General features: G+C 58.4%; 16 protein-coding genes. All 16 read right to left on the bottom strand.

Annotated features, from left to right (window positions below):
• Positions 1 to 26: 26 nt before the first annotated feature.
• The 16 genes from dapB to N645_RS0115290 all read right to left on the bottom strand — a co-directional run bounded on the left by dapB (position 27) and on the right by N645_RS0115290 (position 20,137).
• The gene (gene dapB, locus N645_RS0115365) at positions 27 to 833 is read right to left on the bottom strand and encodes a 4-hydroxy-tetrahydrodipicolinate reductase (RefSeq protein ID WP_024462400.1); all 807 of its coding nucleotides are present in this window, start codon (positions 831 to 833) and stop codon (positions 27 to 29) included.
• Positions 830 to 1,468 (bottom strand): GTP cyclohydrolase II, encoded by a 639-nt coding sequence (gene ribA, locus N645_RS0115360; protein WP_024462399.1) that lies wholly within the window; start codon positions 1,466 to 1,468, stop codon positions 830 to 832. Before ribA ends, dapB begins: the two co-directional genes overlap by 4 nt.
• A 39-nt stretch (positions 1,469 to 1,507) precedes the next feature.
• Positions 1,508 to 1,993 (bottom strand): phosphatidylglycerophosphatase A, encoded by a 486-nt coding sequence (locus N645_RS0115355; RefSeq protein ID WP_024462398.1) that lies wholly within the window; start codon positions 1,991 to 1,993, stop codon positions 1,508 to 1,510.
• Positions 1,993 to 2,961, bottom strand: a complete 969-nt coding sequence (thiL, locus tag N645_RS0115350; protein ID WP_024462397.1) for a thiamine-phosphate kinase — start codon at positions 2,959 to 2,961, stop codon at positions 1,993 to 1,995. Before thiL ends, N645_RS0115355 begins: the two co-directional genes overlap by 1 nt.
• A 107-nt stretch (positions 2,962 to 3,068) precedes the next feature.
• A complete protein-coding gene (gene nusB, locus N645_RS0115345) occupies positions 3,069 to 3,515 on the bottom strand; it encodes a transcription antitermination factor NusB (RefSeq protein ID WP_024462396.1) in 447 nt (148 codons plus the stop codon).
• Positions 3,516 to 3,517: 2 nt separating this feature from the next.
• Entirely contained in the window at positions 3,518 to 3,988 is a 471-nt protein-coding gene (gene ribE, locus N645_RS0115340) for a 6,7-dimethyl-8-ribityllumazine synthase (protein ID WP_024462395.1), read from the bottom strand.
• A 49-nt stretch (positions 3,989 to 4,037) separates the two neighbouring features.
• Positions 4,038 to 5,156, bottom strand: coding sequence for a bifunctional 3,4-dihydroxy-2-butanone-4-phosphate synthase/GTP cyclohydrolase II (gene ribBA / locus N645_RS0115335; protein ID WP_024462394.1), 1,119 nt, complete (start codon positions 5,154 to 5,156; stop codon positions 4,038 to 4,040).
• Positions 5,157 to 5,220: 64 nt separating this feature from the next.
• Positions 5,221 to 5,880 carry a riboflavin synthase gene (locus N645_RS0115330; protein ID WP_024462393.1) on the bottom strand — a complete coding sequence of 220 codons (660 nt, stop codon included), beginning with the start codon at positions 5,878 to 5,880 and terminating at the stop codon, positions 5,221 to 5,223.
• A gap of 138 nt (positions 5,881 to 6,018) precedes the next feature.
• Positions 6,019 to 7,134, bottom strand: coding sequence for a bifunctional diaminohydroxyphosphoribosylaminopyrimidine deaminase/5-amino-6-(5-phosphoribosylamino)uracil reductase RibD (gene ribD, locus N645_RS0115325; protein WP_024462392.1), 1,116 nt, complete (start codon positions 7,132 to 7,134; stop codon positions 6,019 to 6,021).
• Between the two features lie 4 nt (positions 7,135 to 7,138).
• A complete protein-coding gene (gene nrdR, locus N645_RS0115320; protein WP_024462391.1) occupies positions 7,139 to 7,639 on the bottom strand; it encodes a transcriptional regulator NrdR in 501 nt (166 codons plus the stop codon).
• Positions 7,640 to 7,730: 91 nt separating this feature from the next.
• On the bottom strand, positions 7,731 to 8,465 hold the full coding sequence (locus tag N645_RS0115315) for a FadR/GntR family transcriptional regulator (protein WP_024462390.1): 735 nt from the start codon (positions 8,463 to 8,465) through the stop codon (positions 7,731 to 7,733).
• A gap of 424 nt (positions 8,466 to 8,889) precedes the next feature.
• Positions 8,890 to 10,755: an RICIN domain-containing protein gene (locus tag N645_RS0115310; RefSeq protein WP_024462389.1), complete on the bottom strand. Its 1,866-nt coding sequence runs from the start codon at positions 10,753 to 10,755 to the stop codon at positions 8,890 to 8,892.
• Between the two features lie 179 nt (positions 10,756 to 10,934).
• Positions 10,935 to 12,875 carry a glycoside hydrolase family 97 protein gene (locus N645_RS0115305; RefSeq protein WP_024462388.1) on the bottom strand — a complete coding sequence of 647 codons (1,941 nt, stop codon included), beginning with the start codon at positions 12,873 to 12,875 and terminating at the stop codon, positions 10,935 to 10,937.
• A gap of 51 nt (positions 12,876 to 12,926) precedes the next feature.
• Positions 12,927 to 15,710 carry a TonB-dependent receptor gene (locus tag N645_RS0115300; protein ID WP_024462387.1) on the bottom strand — a complete coding sequence of 928 codons (2,784 nt, stop codon included), beginning with the start codon at positions 15,708 to 15,710 and terminating at the stop codon, positions 12,927 to 12,929.
• A gap of 350 nt (positions 15,711 to 16,060) precedes the next feature.
• A complete protein-coding gene (locus N645_RS17265) occupies positions 16,061 to 17,113 on the bottom strand; it encodes an aldose epimerase family protein (protein ID WP_036161484.1) in 1,053 nt (350 codons plus the stop codon).
• A gap of 153 nt (positions 17,114 to 17,266) precedes the next feature.
• The gene (locus N645_RS0115290) at positions 17,267 to 20,137 is read right to left on the bottom strand and encodes a TonB-dependent receptor (RefSeq protein ID WP_024462386.1); all 2,871 of its coding nucleotides are present in this window, start codon (positions 20,135 to 20,137) and stop codon (positions 17,267 to 17,269) included.
• Between the last annotated feature and the right edge of the window lie 338 nt (positions 20,138 to 20,475).

Here is a 20,475-nt window from a genome sequence, read left to right as displayed (position 1 = left end):
CGCGCGCCGCGTCCATGATCGTAAGCTTAGTGCAGATCCAGCACGTCCTGCATGTCATACAGTCCGGGCTTTTGCTGCGCCAACCACAATGCCGCACGCACGGCGCCCCGGGCAAAGGACTGACGGCTGGAGGCCTTGTGGGTGATTTCCACGCGCTCGCCATCGGCCATGAACATCACGGTATGATCGCCCACCACATCGCCGCCGCGCACGGTGGCAAAGCCGATGGTATCGCGATCCCGGGCGCCGGTCTGGCCTTCGCGGCCGTACACGGCGGTTTCGCTCAGGTCACGACCCAGGGCGTTGGCGACGACTTCGCCCATCCGCAGGGCCGTGCCCGAGGGGGCGTCGACCTTGTGGCGGTGGTGCGCCTCGTAGATTTCCACATCGACATCGTCCCCCATCACACGGGCGGCCATGTCGAGCAGCTTCAGGCACAGGTTGACGCCGGTGCTGTAGTTGGCAGCGATGCACAGCGCCGTGCTTTTGGCCCGCGCTTCCAGTTCGGCTTTCTGCTCGTCGGTAAAACCGGTGGTGCCGATGACCAGGCCTTTGCCGTGTTCGGCACAGAGTTTGGCGTTGTTCAAAGTGGCGGTGGGGGCGCTGAAGTCAATCAGAACGTCAAACTGGTCGATCACCGCCGCCAGATCGCCGCTGAGGGCAACGCCCAGTTTGCCGATGCCGGCCAGCTCGCCGGCGTCGGCGCCGATAAGTGTGCTTTCGGGACGTTCGATGGCGGCGCTCAGTTGGGTGTCGTCATTGGCGCTGACGGCTTCGATCAGGGCTTTACCCATGCGGCCAGAGGCGCCGCTGATGGCGATTTTGATGGTCATGAATTTTCCTCGGGTGGTGGTTCCTGGGAGGTCCAGCTATCGTCGCCCTCTTCGAACAGATGGCCGAGCTTGCCTCGCTTGGTTTCCAGGTAGCGGGCGTTGTGGGGGTTGCGCCCGGTCTGGTGGGAAATGCGTTCCGTCACGGTGATGCCCATTTCCCGCAGGGCTTTGACCTTGCGCGGGTTGTTGGTCATCAGTTTGAGTGACTTGATGTTCAGGTGCTCCAGCATGGGCTTAAGGATGCTGTAGTCGCGCATGTCGGCGCCAAAACCCAGGCGTTCGTTGGCTTCCACGGTATCGGCGCCGCAGTCCTGCAGGTGGTAGGCGCGGATTTTGTTGAGCAGGCCGATGCCGCGGCCTTCCTGGCGCAGGTAGAAAATCACTCCGCGCCCTTCCAGGGCGATTTTGTGCATGGCGGCCTGCAGTTGGGGGCCACAGTCGCAGCGCATGCTGAACAGCGCATCGCCGGTCAGGCACTCGGAGTGCACCCGGGCGAGTACCGGTTCGCCGTTACTGACATCGCCCATGGTGAGCACCAGGTGCTCCTTGTCCGCTCCATCGTCGGAGAAGCCGTGCATGGTGAACATGCCCCAGGGGGTCGGCAGTTTGGAAGATTCTACGAAGCGTATGGTCACGCAATTGCCTCTTGAGCGGGTGGGCTGACGCCCGCCATTCTATATAAAGTAAGCCACGGTCTGCAGGATGATCCAGGCATACACCGCCGCGAGCACATCATCGATCATGATGCCAAAGCCGCCGTGTACCCGGCGATCCAGCCAGTTGATGGGCCAGGGTTTGATCACATCAAAGATCCGGAACAGGACGAAGCCGAGCAGCATCCACAACCAGCCGGCCGGCGCCAGGAACATGGTGAGCCAGTAGCCGACCATTTCATCCCAGACGATACCACCGTGGTCGTGCACCCCCAGCGCCTTGGAGCTGCGGTCGCACCAATAAACGCCCAGGGCGAAGGTCACGATCAGCCACAGTGAATAGATGGGTACGGACAGGTCCTGAATCAACCAGAAGATGGGAATGGCCGCCACTGTGCCGAAGGTACCGGAGGCCGGACGCAGCAGGCCACTGCCAAAACCAAAGGCAAACAGGTGGTCCGGGTTGCGCAGGACGGTGGCGACGCTGGGGTATTCAGGCTTGGACATCAGAAATGGGTATAGCCGCTTTGTTGTGAATCGTAGGGTTCGCCGTGCAGCGTGCAGTGTACGCCGCTACCGGTTCCAAGGCGACCCACTACGGTGGCCTGCAGGGCACCGGTGCCGATCAGGGCGCCCAGTTCGGGCATCCGGCTCTCCGGTACCGTGAAGCACAGCTCGTAATCATCGCCGCCGGTCAGGGCCCACTGGCGAGCCTGATCCTGGCTGGTGGCATTTTGCAGCGCCGGTGACAGGGGCAGCTCTTCGATAAAGAGTTCGGCGCTCAGGTCGCTGGCCGCGCAGATATGCCCCAGATCGGCCAGCAGGCCATCGGAGATATCCAGCGCGGCACTGGCGATACCCGCGAGTTGCGCGGCGGCTTCCAGCCGGGGCGTGGGCCGCCAGTAGCGCTCCTGCAAGTAGGCGCTGACATCCTCACTGACCGCCTTTTCCAGACGCCCTTGCAGGCTCGCCAGGCCCGCGGCAGAGTCTCCCAGCGTGTGGGTGACCAGCACATAATCCCCGGCACTGGCGCCGTCCCGACGCAGGGCCAGCCCCGGCGCTACCGAGCCCATCACCTGAACGGTAATGGTCAGCGGCCCCTTGGTGGTATCGCCGCCGACCAGAGAAATACCATAAGCCTCGGCCACTTCGAACAGGCCGCGGCTGAAATCCCGCAGCCAGTCATCGGAGGCCTCGGGGAGGGTCAGCGCCAGGGTAAACCAGAGCGGCGTCGCCCCCATGGCCGCCAGGTCGCTGAGGTTGACCCGCAGGGCCCGCTGGGCGATTTCCTCCGCGGGCGCATCGTCCGGAAAGTGAACGCCGCTGACCAGGGTATCGACCGAGACCGACAGCGCTTCTCCCGCCGGGGGTTGCAGCAAGGCGGCATCGTCGCCCACGCCCAACAGCACCGACGCCGGGGTGGATTCGGCGCTGTGTTGTTGGAAGTAGTGGCGGATCAGTTCGAATTCACCCATGGTTTGAGTCGGTTTGGGAGTGGTTGGGAGTGGGTTTGGTAACGGCGGATGCGCAGCTTGTTCGCTGCGCTCTGCCCCTACACCAAGCTTTGGCGCGAGCTCAATTATTAGGCGCGTTTTTCGATGGCCCGGATATCGTTGGCGGCCTTGTCGAGCACGCCGTTGATGAACTTGTGGCTCTCTGCCGCGCCGAACTTTTTCGCCAGGGATACCGCTTCGTTGATGACCACTTTATAGGGCACATCAATCCGGTATTTGAACTCGTAGCAGGCCAGGCGAAGCAGGGCCTGGGTGACCGGGTCCAGCTCGTCGGAGCTGCGCTCCTGCAGGTGCGGCGTAAATACCGCTTCCACTTCGCCCAGAAACTGCGGCACACCGTGCAGCAGCTCGTGGAAGTAGTCGACATCGACGTTGGTCATGTCGTTGTCAGTGCGAAACTCCGCCTCGATGGCATTGAGGTTCGCGCCGGCCATCTGCCACTGATACAGACCCTGCATGGCGTAGTGGCGCGCTTTGCGGCGAGCGGCCGGTGTGGGGGCTTTGCTATCGGCCATGATCAGATTCTTCCCAGCAGTGAAACCATTTCCAGCGCGGTCGTGGCGGCTTCCACGCCCTTGTTGCCCGCTTTGGTGCCGGAGCGCTCAATCGCCTGCTCGATGGTATCGACAGTCAGCACCCCGAAGGTGATCGGAACATTGGCGTTCAGGGATACCTGAGCCAGGCCCTTGGTGCATTCGCCGGCGACGTAATCGAAGTGCGGCGTACCACCGCGAATGACCGCACCCAGGGCAATGATCGCGTCGAACTCACCCTTGGCGGCAATGCGCTGGGCGGCCAACGGGAACTCAAACGCGCCGGGGGCGTAGTAGATGGTGACCTGATCGTCCTTGATGCCGTGGCGACGCAGGGTGTCCAGCGCGCCCTCTTTCAGGCTTTCGACCACAAAACTGTTCCAGCGGCTGACCAACAATGCGTAGCGGCCTTCGCTTGCGGCGAAATCGCCTTCAATAACCTTGATCTGACTCATAGAGGATTCTCTTTCTTCAATCGATTGATCGTGTTCCGGCCCGGCTGCCCTACTGGCTGCCCGGCTCGAGATGTTCAACAATTTCCAGGTCAAACCCGGACAGGGCGGTGAAGCGCATGGGCGCCGACATCAGGCGCATTTTGCGCACCCCCAAATCCCGCAGAATCTGGGAGCCGGTACCCACCTGTTTGTACACCTGATCCGGACTGCGCACCGGCTGTTTACCGGAGAGCATCCAGTCGATACTTTCTTCCACCTGAGTGGTGCTTTCGTCGTGGCAGATCAGCACCAGCACACCCTGCCCGGCCTCGCTGATGGTTTTCAGCGCATCGCGGTAATTCCAGGAGTGTTTGCCGGCATCGCCGGGACGCTTGAGACCAATCAGGTCCTTCGCCACGTCCATCACATGCACCCGCACCAAGGTGGGCTCCGCCGGATCGACATGCCCTTTGAGCATGACAAAATGCAGGTCGCCCCGGGCCAGATCGCGATAGGTGCGCAGCTCAAAGGGGCCGTACTCGGTGTCCACCTGGCGACGGTTGATGCACTCGACGGTTTTTTCCTTTACCGAGCGGTAGTGAATCAGGTCCGCTATGGTACCGATTTTCAGGTTGTGTGTCTGGGCAAAGGCTTCCAGGTCCGGGCGGCGGGCCATGGAGCCATCGGCATTCATGATTTCGACAATCACCGCCGCCGGCTCGAAACCCGCCAGGCGGGCCAGATCGCAGCCGGCTTCGGTATGCCCGGCACGGCTCATCACACCACCGGGCTGGGCCATGATCGGGAAAATATGCCCGGGTTGAACGATGTCCCGGGGCTTGGCGTCGGCGCTGACCGCCACCCGCACGGTGCGGGCCCGATCCGCCGCCGAAATGCCGGTCGTGACCCCCTCCGCCGCCTCAATGGAAACGGTGAAGTTGGTGGAATAGCGGGCCTGATTGTCCGACACCATCAGGGGCAGGCCCAGTTGCTGGCAGCGCTCCGGCGTCAGGGTCAGGCAGATCAGGCCCCGGGCGTGGGTGGACATGAAGTTGATGTCCTCCGCCCGCACCTGGTCGGCTACCATGATCAGGTCGCCTTCATTTTCGCGATCTTCGTCATCCATCAGGATGATCATCTTGCCGTGACGCAGGTCGTCAATCAGTTCTTCCGGCGTGTTCAGTTCCATAATGACCTTCGTTAAAAGAGGTACCTTCAATCAGTAGCCGGGCCATCGGCCCGGCGTCTGCCATTCAACGGCCGGTGAAGCCGTGCTCGGCGAGAAAATCCAGAGTGACACCGCCGCTCGTGTTGGCGGCCTTCTCTCCCAATAATAGCCGTTCCAGGTAGCGTGCCAGCACATCCACCTCCAGGTTGACCCGGGTGCCGGGCTGGTAGCTGTCCATGATGGTCCATTTGAGGGTGTGCGGGACGATATTCAACTCGAACTCCGCCCCCTCGACCTTGTTCACCGTGAGGCTGGTACCGTCCACGGTGATCGATCCCTTATGGGCAATGTATTTGGCCAGGTTGTCCGGCGCCTTGATGCGAAAGCGCTCGGAGCGGGCATCCCCGTGGCGTTCGACCACCTCCCCGACGCCATCGACGTGGCCGCTGACGATGTGCCCACCCAGGCGCGTGGTGGGGGTCAGGGCCTTCTCCAGATTCACCGGCTGGCCGGTGGCCCACTGGCCAATGGTGGTGTATGCCAGGGTTTCCCCGGATACATCCGCCCAGTAGCCGTTGCCCGGCAGGTCCACCACGGTCAGACAGACGCCGTTGGTGGCAATGGAGTCGCCCAACTGGACGTCCGCCAGGGGCAGATCGCCGGTTTCGATCAACAGGCGCAGGTCGCCGCCTTTGGGTTCGAGGCGGGCGACGCGGCCTTTGGCTTCGATAATTCCCGTAAACATAGTTTGCTTCTCAGCTTTGAACAGCTTCACGGTTGGTAACGGCGGATGCGCTTCGCTTATCCGCCCTACGCATACCACGGCGGGTCGTGTAGGGGCCGAGCGCAGCGGTATTGACCCGCATCCGCCGTAAACCACCCATCAACCCTCCGGATCCGGGCTGGCGGTAATGCGCCAATCGTGGCCCACGGCCCGGATGTCGTGAATTTTCAGCGGCAACTGGGCCGCCATGGAATCCAAGGGCAACTGGAACAAGGGCCGGGCGTTGCTGCCGAGCAGCTTGGGTGCCAAATAGACGATCATCTCATCGAGCAGCCCCTGCCCCAGAAACGCACCCGCCAGGGTCGCCCCGGACTCCACCAATACTTCGTTGTACTCCCGACGGGCCAGCTCGCGCAGGAGCGCAGTCAGGTCAATACGCCCGTCGCGGCCCGACAGCTCGAGGGTTTCCACCTGCGCCGGCCAACCGGTATCGGCGGCTGCACCACCGTGAACCAGCAGTACCGGCCCCGGATGCTGCAGCAGCGGGGCATCGGGGGTCATCCGGCCCCGGGAGTCGAGGACCACCCGCAGCGGTTGGCGTTCGGCAATGGCCGCCGCGTCATCCAGCTTCAATTCGTCCGCACGCACGGTCAGGGCGGCCTGATCCATCAGCACGGTATCGATGCCGCTGATGATCGCGCAACTGCGGGCGCGCAGGCGCTGCACGTCTTCCCGGGCCCGGCGGCCGGTCACCCACTTGCTTTCGCCACTGGCCATGGCGGTGCGACCATCCAGGCTCATGGCCAATTTGCAGCGCACCCAGGGCAGACCGCGCTCCATGCGCTTGATAAAGCCCGGATTCAGCGCCCGGATCTCCTCTTCCAGCAGCGGACCGTCCACCTCAACACCGGCGGCACGCAGCCGCTCCAGTCCCTCTCCGGCGACTTTCGGGTTGGGGTCCTCCATCCCGAAAACCACCCGGGTGATACCCGCATCGATCAGCGCCTGACTGCAGGGGCCGGTGCGACCCGTGTGGTTGCAGGGCTCCAGGGTGACATAAGCCGTTGCCCCCTGCGCCCGTGCACCGGCGTCCGCCAGAGCATTGACTTCGGCGTGGGCCTCGCCCGCCCGCTGGTGCCAACCCTCGGCGATTGGTTCACCCTTGAGGGCGATTACACAGCCCACCCGCGGATTGGGCGTGGTGGTGTACAGGCCGCGCTCAGCCAAACGCAGAGCGCGCGCCATCATCTGGCTGTCGAGGTCCGATAGGGGCATGCGGTTAAACTTTGTCTTGAGGTTCGTGGGCCTTTGGCTCCTGGAACTCAGGCTCGTGACGCTCCAGGCGATCGATTTCCTCGCGGAATTCGTTGAGGTCCTTGAAGCGACGGTATACGGAGGCGAAGCGCACATAGGCCACTTCGTCGAGCTTGCGCAGCTCTTCCATGACTTTTTCCCCCACCTTCAGCGAGGGAACTTCGCGCTCGCCGGTGGCCTGGAGAAAGTGCTTGATCTGGTTGATGGCCGACTCGATCGATTCGATGCTCACCGGGCGCTTCTCCAGTGCCCGCAGCAGGCCGGCCCGAAGTTTGGCTTCATCAAAAGGCTCACGGGTACCGTCCTGCTTGATGATGCGGGGCATCACCAGCTCGGCCACCTCGTAGGTAGTAAACCGCTCATTGCAGGACAGGCATTGCCGGCGCCGACGAACCTGATCGCCTTCGGCCACCAGGCGGGAATCGACAACTTTGGTATCTTCAGCGCCGCAGAAAGGACAGTGCATGGCACGGGGCCTCGTGGATTCTCAAACTGCGCGCATCTTAGCACAGTTTGCCACTAACGCCCCAGAATTGGTCGTGTAGGAGCGGCCTCGCTCAGCGCGGCGCGGGAATGGTTTCGCCGGCCTCGGCCAGCTCTTCCTCAATGAAGGTCAGCGCCTCGTCAATCAGCAGCAGCATGGCCGCCTTGGCCCGCTCCGGATTGCGATTGCGGATGGCGTTATAGACCTTTGCGTGGTCATCGATGATCGCGTCCTGGTCGCCCTTGATCACGTTGGTGTGGCGAATACTGACGTTCAGTGCGGTCTGAATGAAATCCCGCAGGCGAATATAGAAGCGGTTCTTGCTGGCAAACAGAATACTGACGTGAAAATTGATGTCCGCCTGAAGCCCCTCTTCCGGTTTGGTCTTGGCATCACGCATCCCTTCGAGCGCCTCGCCGATCGCATCGATGGCCGCATCGTCGGCAAACCGGGCCGCCAACGACGCCGCTTCCGGCTCGATGGCAATGCGCATCTGGAGAAACTCGCGCAGTACCCGCAGCGACGGGTTACCTTCCAGAGACCAGCGCAGCAGGTCCGAATCAAAGATGTTCCACTCCTGCTCGGGCAGAATCCGGATGCCCTGTCGTGGGCGGCTGGAGATCAACCCCTTGGCCGAGAGCATTTTGACCGCCTCGCGCACCGCCGTGCGGCTCACGCCAAACTGCTCACACAGCTCCGCCTCGGTCGGCAGGCTTTCATCCTTGGGGTAAACACCGCACACGATAGCCTTGCCCAGCTCCTGCGTCATTCGCTGGGAAAGGTTGAAGTTGCGTTCAAATACGGCCATAGCAGGAATCCATGTTATTAAGGTTTGACGTTAAGCCTGCAAAGGTAGCGTGTTAGTCAACAAAGTTCAATAAAGGGATTATCAGATAATACTACATTATGAAAGATTTTTCTTCCATAAAAAAAGCCTCTGGACCTTTCGGTACAGAGGCGAGGGAGACCTCGATATCAACCAACATCGAGTGAGAGACACGAAACCACTGAACTGCCTGTCAACTTCAGCGATTTCCAAGCCTTAAGGAGAATCCAAATGAACCCCGGTAACGTCGTTGGAGGAGAGATTACCGTCGCTCCGGTAAACGGGCCCAATTTCCCGCTCGCCTTTGGATAGTTGGTATTATAGTACAATATGAAAGAATTGCAACCCCTTGGCCTAATCAGACCTACAGGAGGGCTTGGCACCGCTGCGCGGTGCCATCAGTGGATCAATTCGCTGTGCGCAGATGGAAACGCTGGCAGCGGTTTTCCAGGTCGGGGCCGATGGCCAGATTGGTACCATCGGCCAGACCACAGTTGGCCACATCCACCACCTCAGTGGTATAGCGGTTCACCAGGCTGACTGCACCACCCTCGAGGAACTTGATGCCCCACTGGCTGGTTTTGGAGCCGCACTCATCCACTTCCAGATTGGCACCGGGAACGACCGCTTCGTCAGTCACCGCCAGACACTGATCATCGGCACTGCTCGGGCTCAGCTCAAAGTAACCGGAATCGGTGGGTTTGAACCGCCATTTCTGATGGTCGCCATAGGTCCAGGCATGCTGCTCGACGTTGGCATCTTCACCGGCGACGCTGACCACACGACCGCTCTGCTCACTGATGATGGCCACTTCGTTCATCGGCTGCAGGCGCCACTGCTTGCAGACACTGTCATCGTTCTGCTGCAGAACCGACTGGTTTTCATTGGCCGAACAGCCGGCGACCGCCAGCGGCTTGCCAGTGGCCCGGTTGGTGATCACGCTGTGGCCACCATCACCCGTCTCAAGGCTCCATTCCTGGCAGGCGTTGTTGCGCCAGGCGGCCTGCTGTACCCGAGCGTTGTCGCCGGTGCTGCAGTTTTCCACTTCCAGAAACTTGCTGTCGTGGTTGTTGGCGATGCGGAAATACCCATCGGTGACCGGGTCAATGACCCACTGACCGTTGTTGGGGTTACAGGCGGCCTGGCGGGTGCGGTTGTCTTCTGGTGCGGTGGCGATATCCAGGCACAGGTCGGTGGTGGCATTGACGATCTGGAAATGCTGCCCCTGAATACGGGTCACCAGCGGGCCGTTTTCACCCGAGGGGCGCTGCACCGGCTGACCTTCGGGAATGGGCTCTCCAAAATTCGGGGTGCCATCCTCGTTCCAGGTGAACTTCTGGGCGCGCAGGGAGCGAGTGGAGCTGCAACCGTGCTCAACGGAGGAATTACCGTGATAAACCAGCCAGTCTTCGGTGCCGTCCGGCGAGGGGAAGAAGCCGTTGTGACCGGGGCCGTAGACGCCATTGCCGCGCTGGAACACGGGCTCCGGATACTGCTTCCAGTGATCCGCGTTGAGGGGGTTATCTCCTACCAACTCGAGCATACCCAGCTTGTAGTCCGGGGTATTGCAGTAGCTGGCGGAATAGATCATGAAGGTACGGCCATTGCGCTGAAGAATCTGCGCCGCCTCGGTCACCTTACGGCCGCTGATTTCCCAGTCCAGCTCGGGGCGGGTAATAACGGTCTTGGGGGAACCTTCCTTCAGGGTCCAGGGGTTTTCCATTTCGGTGATCAGGTTCAACTGCTGGTCACCGTGCCACTGGGAGTACAGCAGGTACAGCTTGCCGTCGTGCTTGAGGTAAGTGCCATCGATGTTCCATTGATCGGGCATGATCGGCGCCTTGTACTCGTAAGGGCCCATGGGATCATCCCCCACGCTCTCGAGCACATTCAGGTGCTGGTGATCCAGTGTACCGTCCTGACCGGCGGTGTACATGACGTACCAGCGATAGCCGTTGGGGCCCTTCAGGCGATGGAACTCAAACGCCCAGAAGTTGGCGTTGCGTTTGGGGTCGGTATCGGACCAGATGTTGACCGGGGTTGCATCCGCCAGGCCCGCCAGGGTCGGCGACTTGCGCATCACCAACTCAGCGGTCCAGGTGGTGGTGGTCAGGTAGTAGTTACCGTCCCAGTATTCCAGCCAGGGGTCCGCGCCGTTGGGGAACAGCGGGTTGGTAAAGGTTCCATCGCGCTCGGCGGTGGAAGATGAATTGGAGTCGCCCTGAGTGGCGCAGCCGGCCAGAGTGGCCAGTGCCAGAGCGATCAGAGCCATCGATCGGCTCCAACCAGTAATAACGTGTTTCATTGTGCACCTCTTATTTGACGGACCGGTATTAGTGACGGGGTACACCAGCGCCGGCTCTCTCCTGCCAACCCGGCCCGGCAGTGCCGGGCGGGATGAAGCACACAGTTTATACTATAATAATTTATACTACCAATGACGGAAAAAACCTACTCAAAAACCGCCACGAACCCACCGGCGGGCGCCAGGGTCAGCTCCAGCGGGCCGGCTTCCACGGTACGCTGCTCAAAGGAACGGGGTTCGCTCCCGTCCGTGATCAAGGTGCCTTCCGCATCGCCGACAAAGGACAGGTCCAATTCCAGAGACTTCGGCTCGCTCTCGCCGTTGAGACCGGCAATATACCAACGCTCGCCAGAGCGCCGGGCAAAAACCGCATGCTTACCCGGATAGCCCGTCAGCAGGCGGGACTCGTCCCACACCACGGGAAGATCACGCAAAAACGCCCTGACATACTCGGGCACCTTCGCCATGCCGTCCGGCGTTTCCACGATGTGAGTCTGTCCCGATACGAAGACCACCGGCATCGCCAATTGCATGCCGTTTCGGCTCTTGCGGGTCACCTCAGGGTTGTGCAGATGGTTGAAGGCCGTGGGCGTATAGTCCATTGGGTCAAACACGTTGCGGGCAAAGGGCAGCATGGCCGCGTGGCTGGGTTCTTTATCGGCGGTTTCCTGAAAGAAAGTCACCATCTCCATGCCGTGTACCGACTCCATGGTCATCATGTTCGGGAAAGTCCGTTGAATGCCACGCGGCAGAGTGGAGCCGTGATGGTTGACCATCAGCTCAAAGTCGGCGGCATCCTGCAGCAGGTCCCGATAGTAGGCTATGGCGGACTGACCGTCGCCGGGGAAGAAGTCCACTTTGACACCACGTACACCCATTGCCTGCAGGCGGGCGAACTCCGCGCGCCGGGATTCCCGGGTCAACAGCTTATCGCGCGGGGTGTAGGGCGCGGTATTCCAGTCTCCGGCGGAGTTGTACCAGAGAATCAACCCCACCTCTTTGGACGCGGCATAGTCCACCAGCTGCTGCATGCGCTCGTAGCCGATGTTCTGGTCCCAGTTCACATCCACCAGGGTGTATTCCCAGCCCATGTCAGCCGCGTAGTCGATATACCATTTCTGAATGTCGTAGGTGATCGACTCATCTTTGAGTAGCCCCCAGCTCCAACTGGCCATCCCCGGCTCGACAAAGTCGGCGTCTGCAATCACCGAGGGCTCGGCCAGATCGGTGCCCATGGTGGAGGCGGTAATATCGGCCAGGCTACCGACCGTAATGGTGCGCCAGGGCGAGTGAAAGGCGCCGATGTCATGGGCGAGTCGCTCGCCCCCGCTGAACACCTCCCCTTCCATCGGCAGGCCAATTCGGTATTCCCCTTCCGGTGACTCTGGCTGAAGGCGGGAGGCGTGAAAATTGCTCTGCATCCCGACTTCACTCAGCAACACCCAGTCGCCATTGCTGTGAAACAGGGCGGGGAAAACCCAGCCGGCTTCCGTGGGAGACTCGGTGCCTACCGGTATTTCCATTTCGTAATGTTCTTCGTACGCCGGGTTGGTGCCTTCGAAGCCGGTGTTGACCACCTGCATGCGCTGCATCCAGGCTTTGGCCGACGCAGGAAAATCGAACGAGGTGATTTCCCGCTCAAAACGCTTGGCGCCCTCACCGGGAAATTCGTAGCGAAAGGCCACGCCGTCATCGGAGGCGCGCAGACGAATCACCAGGGGCTCACCCTCGGCGTTGGCAAAACGCAGCGTCTGCTCGTTGGCCTGATAGTGAATGTCGAGCTGTTTGCCCTGGTGCATTTCATAGTGGTCTTCCACCAGTGCCGGCTCGGATGCGCTCGTCAGAGACAGACCTTGTTCAAAAGCAGCGCTCTGTAAACGGATGCCCAGATCCGACGGCTCGAGCACGGCTCGCTCGTCATGAAAAACCTGGTATTCCGCCGCCCCCTGGGCGTTCAGCGAAACACTGACCCGGACGCTACCGTCCGGACTGCTCAATACAACGTTACTGCCTGGGCCGCTGCCAGTATTTGAGCAAGCCCCCAGACAAAGGGCCAGCATGGCCAGACTCAAAACGGATTTGTTCATGTTGCTACTCCCAATATGAAAAAAGGCCGGGGCTACCCCGGCCAGCCAGCATTAAAACTCCGCTCGTACCCCCACGGTATAACGGGGGCCGGTTTGCTCTCGCAACAGAATCTGGTTGTCGTAACGCCCTACTTTCTGATACTTCTCGTCGGTAATATTTACCCCTTCGAAAAATACCGACAGGCTGTCGCTCAGACTATAGCTTACCCGCGCGTCGATCTGCTCATAGTCTTCGACATAGGTAGGCTCGCCCCCGAAACCGACCGCCGTTTGCAGGAAGCGGTCGCGCTGATTCCACGCCAGGCGGGCTTCAAAGTTGCCCCGCTCGTAAAAGCCGACGATATTGTAGGAGTCACCCAGCCCTTCGAGCGCGAAGGTCTGGCTGATATCACCGGTGTCGAGCTCAGCGTCGCTATCCACAAGGGTCGCGTTGGCGGTAAAACCAAAACCGCTCCAGGCACCTGACAGATAATCAAAGGTGTGCTGGAAACCCAGCTCAACCCCGTCAACGGTAGCATCTTCCAGATTATCCTGAGTACTTACTTCAAACACCGGATTACCGTCAAACAGATTATCCTGATCCTGAATTTCAAACTCCTGCCGCAGAACGGTGTTGACCAGGAAATTTTCAACCTGCTTCTGGAACAACCCCACCGTCAGGTAGCCGCTCTCCTGGTAATACCACTCATAGGCCAGATCCAGATTGTCCGACGCGTAGGGCTCGAGATTCGGATTACCACTACTCGCCTGCAGGTTGCCTGGACGTGCGGTACCGATGGTGGTGCGCGGAGACAGAGCCCCGAACGGCGGGCGAGTCAGCGTTTGCGACGCGGCAAAGCGAATGACCATATCGTCGTTCAGGTTCAAACGGTAGTCCAATGTCGGCAGAAAATGATCATAGGTGTTATTGGCGCTAACCACCTGCTCATTGCCATCCACCACGTCATAGGCGGTGGGGTCACTGGGGATTTCGCGAAGATCGAGTAAAGGCGCGGAAATGCCAAACGGCGTAGTCTCCGTTTCCACGTAGCGCACACCCGCATTCAAGCTCCAGGGCATGTCACCCAGGTCACCCTGAAAATTGAGGTTGGCATAGACCGACATTACCGTCTCATCGATTTCCGTTGAACTGGACTGCAACACCAGTGCATAGCCATTACTCTCGTCCAGCGCCGCCTGGGTAGTGCCGGGCTCAAGACCGGCTGCCTCGTCTCTTGCAGCCGCCGCCTCCGGGGTTTCCAGCCAGGAGATGAGGGCATCCAGGTCGGCGGTTTGCCAAGTGGCGGGGACATCAATGTCGCCATCCATATAGTTGCCACCCTCAGCGGCTATGGCCAACAGGTCGTCGGGCACATCCGTCTGATAACCACAATAAATACACGCGTTGTCGGACGTCCGACTGGTCGTGCTCTCCGACTCATCGGAATAATGGGCACCGAAGGTGACGGTTTTCAGGTGCTCAAAGTCGGCCTGCCACTCAAAGTCCACCCGTTGTTCAAACAGGTCGTGCTCGATATCCGCCGCACCGCCCAGCGGTCCGCCACCAATACCGCGCATGAAAAAGTGGGCTTTAGACAAACTCGTATCATTGATCTGGGCGTCCGTCACGCCGCTATAGGACGGCATACCATTCTCATCATAACTGAGCGTAAAACCGTCATCCCGGAAGCCAATCACACCCACATTGGTGCCGCCAGCTCCGCCGGATTCCGCTTTGGAATAGCTGGTATCAAACGCCACATTCCAGCCCGGCGCCAAATCCCAATCGGCGTTAAAACCAAACGCCTGGGACTCGGACGGCCGGCTACGCTCGGCCATAGTGAAATCGGTCGCCGCATTCTGGTTTTGCGTAAACGTTGTCGCCGTACGATTTTCATCGAACGTGGCGTCCGTAATAATGGAAGGCGTCACAAAGAACGTCAGAGTGTTGGACTGAGTCTGTACGTCAAAGTCGTTGAACATGGCGTCCAGCGTAAAGGTCAGATCGTCAGTCGCCTGGAACTGAAACGTACTGTTGATGTTGATGCGCTCACGCTGCTCATCAATGGGGCTGATATTCAGAACCTGGGGAATAAAGAACTGGTCATCCGCCGAGTAGCCCTGGTCCGCCAGATCATCGGCAATCAACGTCAGACCATCGCGCGGCGCGGTAAGAATGCCGTCGGTAAGGAAACGTTCAATACGATTCTTCCGCTCCTCGTAGGTTACCGATAACAGTGCCCCCATACGCCCGTCCGCAAAGGTGTTGCTTACCATGCCGAACAGCTCGGGGGTGCTCTCACCGGACAGATCCTCATGCAGCATCTTGGCCGAACCCACAGCTTTGAAGCTACCGATATCCAGCGGGCGCGGCGTGTGCATCACAATGGTGGAGCCAATGCCGCCGGACTGCAGACGCGCCTGAGCGCTTTTGTAGACATCCACCCGCGAAACCAGCTCGGCGGGCAGATTGTCGAAGTTGAACGACCTCGCCCCAGTGTCGGATACCTGTCGACGACCGTTGAGCAATACCGTATTGAATTGCGGACCAAAACCACGCACCGTGACGCTCTGCCCTTCCCCGCCACTTCGATCGATAGAAACGCCGGTAATTCGCTGAAGGGATTCGGCAATGTTGGTATCCGGGAATTTACCCAGGCTCTCCGAGGCAATGGAATCCACCATGGCATCCGAGTCTCGCTTGATATCCATCGCCTGCTGAAGACTGGAACGAATACCGGTGACCAGCACCTCCTCCATACCGGCTTCCTGCGAAGCCGACTGAGCGGAAGCCTGGGCTCCGGCAAACAGTATTGTGGCAATGGTGCTACTGAGAATGGTTTTTTTCGCTATCATATTGGGACTCTCCTAAGCATTGTGTTTATTTGGATTATTAAACGCTAGGTCCGGACGATCCGCGTGGTCCGTTTGGCGCGGAACACTTAACCGTCCGGCCCGGCAATGCCGAACTGGGCGACATCACAATCGGCGAGAGATCAAAGACTAGAGAAGCGCTCGTCAACCTACGCGAACTCTGATCCATCGCTGTAGGCTACATTAGGGGGAGGAGGGGTGGCCGTCTTGTATCTTATCGCAGAAAAATAGTACTTTTTCGACAAATACAATAAATATTATAATTGAATGATGAATGGCGCGAAGAAAGGGGTGCCACCCGTTAGCTGGCACCCAAACTCAACGCTCTCGACTTAGTGGCTGAAGCGGAAGCTCATCCGGGTGTGGTAGGTGTCCCCAGGACGCACAATCGTGGACGGGAAACGATCCTGATTGGGCGAGTCAGGAAAGTGCTGCGGTTCGACGCAGAAGGCGCCGTGACGAATCTGTTTTTGGCCTTTCCCTTCCACCGAACCGTCGAGAAAATTGCCGGTGTACAGCTGGAAACACGGCTCTTCCGTCCAGACCTCCAACACACGTCCAGAAACCGGCTCTTCGGCCCGCGCGGCAAGCACCTCACCCTGCTCACCCTGACGGTCGACGACAAAATTATGATCATAGCCACCGTTGGCGCGCTTGAGCTGAATGTCATCCGCGTCAATCTCCGCCCCAATGGCTTTGGGCTTACGGAAGTCGAAGGCCGTACCGGCCACCTCAACCAAAGGCCCTTCCGGTATCAATTTGTCACTGACTGGGGTGTACTTTGACGCGTTCAGGGTAAGCTGATGGTCGCGCACGTTGCCCTGCCCCGCCAGGTTGAAATAGCTGTGCTGAGTCAGGTTGACCGGGGTCGCCTTGTCCGTGGTAGCGCGATAGTCGGTAATCAATTGATTGTCATCGGTCAGCCAATACTCCACGGTGACGGACAAGTTGCCCGGATACCCCTGATCGCCATCGGGACTGACCAGGCTCAGGCGGACGCCGGCACCACGGTCATCTTCGAACGGTTCGGCATCCCAGAGTTTTTTGTCAAAACCCTCAACCCCGCCATGCAGATGGTTCTCACCATCGTTCTGATCCAGGCGATACTCAACGCCGTCCAACTCAAAGCGGCCGCCCGCGATACGGTTGCCAAAGCGGCCAATCAGCGCCCCGAAATACGGGGAATCCGTCAGATAAGGGCCAAGTTCATCAAACCCCATAACCACGTCGGCCACGTTGCCGTCCCGGTCCGGCGCGAACAGGTGGGTAATGATGCCGCCGTAGTTGATCAGGCGGACTTCCATCCCCTTGCTATTGCGCAAAATGAATTGAGTGACCTCACGGCCATCGGGAAGACTTCCGAACGGGGCGGATTGAACGGGCATAGATCAGATTCCTCTGAATGGGTAAAAGTCGGCGGTCAAAGGTGAATGGTATAACAGCAGACGGCCGCGAGGCCAGACACAAAAAAGGCCAACCCCGGAGGGTTGGCCAAGTTCGGTTTGAACGTACGCAACCTTGATGGTTGCTTGCGCTCCTTAGAAGGAGTAGCGAGCGCCCAGGGCGAAGGTGCGGCTGATCTGCCAGTTACCGAAGGTATGCAGATCACTGTTACCGTAACGGCTCTGATAGACCTCTTCGGTCAGGTTGGTCGCATCGAAGGTCACGATGAACTCATCAGACACGTTGTAGCTGAACTGGAAGTCCAGAGAGCTCTGCGGGTCGCGGTACACGCCCAGCGGGTTGGCAAACAGAGCAGCCTCATTGTTGTTGAGGAAGTCTTCTCGCCATACATAAGCCAGACGGGCGTCAAAGGTATCGCGCTCGTACGCCACCGCCACACTGTAGGAGGTGTCAGACACACCAAACATCGGGCCTTTTTCGTAGGCAGTCACTTCACCTGCGCTATTGGTGACCGGGTTAACCTGCTCCGAATCCAGGAAGGTGAAACTGGACTGGACACCCAGACCGTCCCAGTAGCCTTCGAGGTTCTCGGGGAAGTAGTTGAACCCGATTTCCACACCTGACAGCTCACCATCTGACGCATTATCCGGCTGAGACAGAATGAAAGTATCTGTTTCATAACCTTCAATCTGGCGGTTCACTCGGTTACGGAAACCAACAACCAGACCTTCGATGTCGCGCTGGAACAGAGTTACGTAGGCATTGCTGGCATCACCGAAGTACCACTCCAGCGACAAGTCATAGTTCTGGGAAGTAGTCGGCTGAAGATCGGCGTTACCGCCACTCGCAGTACCATAGCCAATGTTGGTGATATCGTCGAAGTAGTTGATGGTCGGATTCAGGTCCCCAAATCCGGGCATACGCAGCGTTTCACCGTAGTTAAAGCGCGCGATCAGCTCATCAGTAAGATTGTAGCGCAGAGACAGGAAGCTAAGAAGCTCCTGGGTATCTGTGCTACCCTCGGTTTCAGAGAAGTCCACCTGATCGGTAAAGACGGTATCGGTGGTCACATCAACGTAACGGAGGCCGACCTGACCATCGAGACGCTTACCAGCGATTTCGGTCTCAAACTCCGCATCGACGTAAAGTGCGGTGTTGGTCTCCTCGATGGCAAACTCTTCCAGCAGCGGATCATTGGCATCCAGACCGTAAAGGCCAGTGAAGTAATCACGATTTGCCTTCAGGTAAGGGCCATCAACCACAGCCCAGGTACGGGGCACATCCAGCGCATCCATAAAGCCACTGTTGATGTACGCAATGCCATCATCTTCATAAGTGGAGAACTGGCAGTTAGCCGCATCGCCAGTGGTGTTTACGACATCACAAGGTGCAGCGTCCTGAGTACGTGCATACTCGGTGGCATCGCGAACATCGTGACGGATGCCGAAGTCGATCTTCTTGAAGAACGCACCGTCAGTGAAGTACTCGGCATCGGCGGTAAAGGTAACCGCTGACCCTTCGTTACGCGTTCCACTATCGTACATTTCAGCCATGGCGTACTGGGAAATGTCACTTTGATCACCTTCATCGACATCCGGAGTGGCCGGGTTGTCCCGGAATTCAATGCTCGGGTTGTTGCTGAAGTTGGCGTAGGTTTCATAGCGAACGTTGGTGCTGCGCATCGCAATGAAGCTGGACTCAAACTCACTGTCCTGATACACCAGTTCAGACTTCAGGTTGAGTTTATCGGTAAGCTCCCAGTCGCCGCCCAAAGCATAAACATAAGAATCCGTTTTTCCGGTTGAGTAGTCGCCGCTACCAAAAGTGAAACCATCACGAATGGTACGCTCTTTGATGACGTTGGTTCCTTCATAAAGCTCAAAGGTATCAGTCACGTCATCGCTCAACCCACCAAGGCTGCCCCACCAATCTACAAAGGCAAAGTTTAATGAGTTGAAACCTTCGTTACGGTAACCATTGTAGAACGCTTCAAAGATGTACTCGCTACGGTCATTTGGCGCGAACTGAAAAGACACATTGGCGGCGGGGCGTTCACGCTCGCCGGTGACGTCCGACATGAACATCGCGTCACGAGAAATGTAGTACTCTGCAGGATCACCGTTTATATCCAATGTTGACCCCTGCGCGGTCGGCAAGCCATTCTCCAGACCAGCGGTCCAAATTGGATTTTCCTGAACGCCAGGACGAGTCGGAAAAATACGCTGTAGATCTACATAACGCTGATCTACAACATTACCGTTCGCATCAAGGATGTTTGGGTCATCTGGAAGATCTCGACCTTGGGCAATAAATGGTATTTGAGCGCCCGGCGTAGTGGACTGGTCACGATATTTGGTTTCACTATAGGACACGTTAACAAGTGCACCAAACTCCCCCGCTGCGGTGTCCCACCGATCGCTGAAAAGCGCACTGATGGTCGGGTTCACTTCTTCAGCTTCTTCCAAGTAAATGCCCCGTGCAGAAACCGATACGCGAGAGCCGTCGAAATCAAACGGACGGAAGGTGTGCACGTCAATCTGGCCAGCAATACCGTTTTCGTAGGTTTCTGCTGAACGGTTCTTGACCACATCAACTCGTGAAACCAGAGTAGAGGGGATATCCGCCAGCGCAACAGCGCGGCCAGAAGCTGTGAAGATGGTACGACCGTTTACCGTGGTGCTCACATCAGTAAGACCGCGGATACTGACCACGTTGGTTTCACCACCGGCACGATCCGTAACCTGAACACCGGCCACACGCTGGAGAGACTCAACCACGTTGTTATCCGGCAGCTTACCGATATCTTCTGCCACGATGGAGTCCATGACATCCATGGATTCGCGCTTGATATCAATGGCTTTGTTCAAGCTTGCACGAATACCAGTAACAACGACTTCTTCAAGCAGAGGTTCGTCTTGAGTGTCTTGGGCTTGAGCCAGCATGGGCAGGCCAGCCAGGGCGATGGACGCAGCGATACTGCGACTTAGTAGGGAACGCTTAAACATAATTGCAACTCTCCTGCGGGTTTCATAGTCGCACCTGAGAACTGCCGATATGGTCCGGCTCGCTCCCAAGTACTGGTTATTTTTAATAACGGAGCAAAACAATACTATCGTATGACAATAAGCCTAGCAACCCTTTTATCATACATTTATCGCTCTATTTTGGGGCGTTTAAGGCAAATACTTTTGATATACCACTAATAGTTTATTCTCGGACCCCATATAACGCATATTTCATCATAATATATATGATAATTTAAGTAGGCTTTCGGGGCACGTCCGCTCAAACCTATCCCTCCAGGTCGCCATTTCGGCATCCGGCCTTCCTATATATATGTTAA

The sequence above is a fragment of the Marinimicrobium sp. LS-A18 genome (genome assembly GCF_000463525.1).
Lineage (GTDB): Bacteria > Pseudomonadota > Gammaproteobacteria > Pseudomonadales > Cellvibrionaceae > Marinimicrobium > Marinimicrobium koreense.
Note: the sequence above shows the minus strand (reverse complement) of the source record. Positions and strands in the feature narration are given on the sequence as shown.

Excerpts from the sequence above, each read along its gene's own strand:
- dapB (WP_024462400.1), bottom strand. The coding sequence starts at position 833 with ATGACCATCAAAATCGCCATCAGCGGCGCCTCTGGCCGCATGGGTAAA.
- N645_RS0115355 (WP_024462398.1), bottom strand. The coding sequence starts at position 1,993 with ATGTCCAAGCCTGAATACCCCAGCGTCGCCACCGTCCTGCGCAACCCG.
- thiL (WP_024462397.1), bottom strand. The coding sequence starts at position 2,961 with ATGGGTGAATTCGAACTGATCCGCCACTACTTCCAACAACACAGCGCC.
- nusB (WP_024462396.1), bottom strand. The coding sequence starts at position 3,515 with ATGGCCGATAGCAAAGCCCCCACACCGGCCGCTCGCCGCAAAGCGCGC.
- ribE (WP_024462395.1), bottom strand. The coding sequence starts at position 3,988 with ATGAGTCAGATCAAGGTTATTGAAGGCGATTTCGCCGCAAGCGAAGGC.
- ribBA (WP_024462394.1), bottom strand. The coding sequence starts at position 5,156 with ATGGAACTGAACACGCCGGAAGAACTGATTGACGACCTGCGTCACGGC.
- N645_RS0115330 (WP_024462393.1), bottom strand. The coding sequence starts at position 5,880 with ATGTTTACGGGAATTATCGAAGCCAAAGGCCGCGTCGCCCGCCTCGAA.
- ribD (WP_024462392.1), bottom strand. The coding sequence starts at position 7,134 with ATGCCCCTATCGGACCTCGACAGCCAGATGATGGCGCGCGCTCTGCGT.
- nrdR (WP_024462391.1), bottom strand. The coding sequence starts at position 7,639 with ATGCACTGTCCTTTCTGCGGCGCTGAAGATACCAAAGTTGTCGATTCC.
- N645_RS0115315 (WP_024462390.1), bottom strand. The coding sequence starts at position 8,465 with ATGGCCGTATTTGAACGCAACTTCAACCTTTCCCAGCGAATGACGCAG.
- N645_RS0115310 (WP_024462389.1), bottom strand. The coding sequence starts at position 10,755 with ATGGCTCTGATCGCTCTGGCACTGGCCACTCTGGCCGGCTGCGCCACT.
- N645_RS0115305 (WP_024462388.1), bottom strand. The coding sequence starts at position 12,875 with ATGAACAAATCCGTTTTGAGTCTGGCCATGCTGGCCCTTTGTCTGGGG.
- N645_RS0115300 (WP_024462387.1), bottom strand. The coding sequence starts at position 15,710 with ATGATAGCGAAAAAAACCATTCTCAGTAGCACCATTGCCACAATACTG.
- N645_RS17265 (WP_036161484.1), bottom strand. The coding sequence starts at position 17,113 with ATGCCCGTTCAATCCGCCCCGTTCGGAAGTCTTCCCGATGGCCGTGAG.
- N645_RS0115290 (WP_024462386.1), bottom strand. The coding sequence starts at position 20,137 with ATGTTTAAGCGTTCCCTACTAAGTCGCAGTATCGCTGCGTCCATCGCC.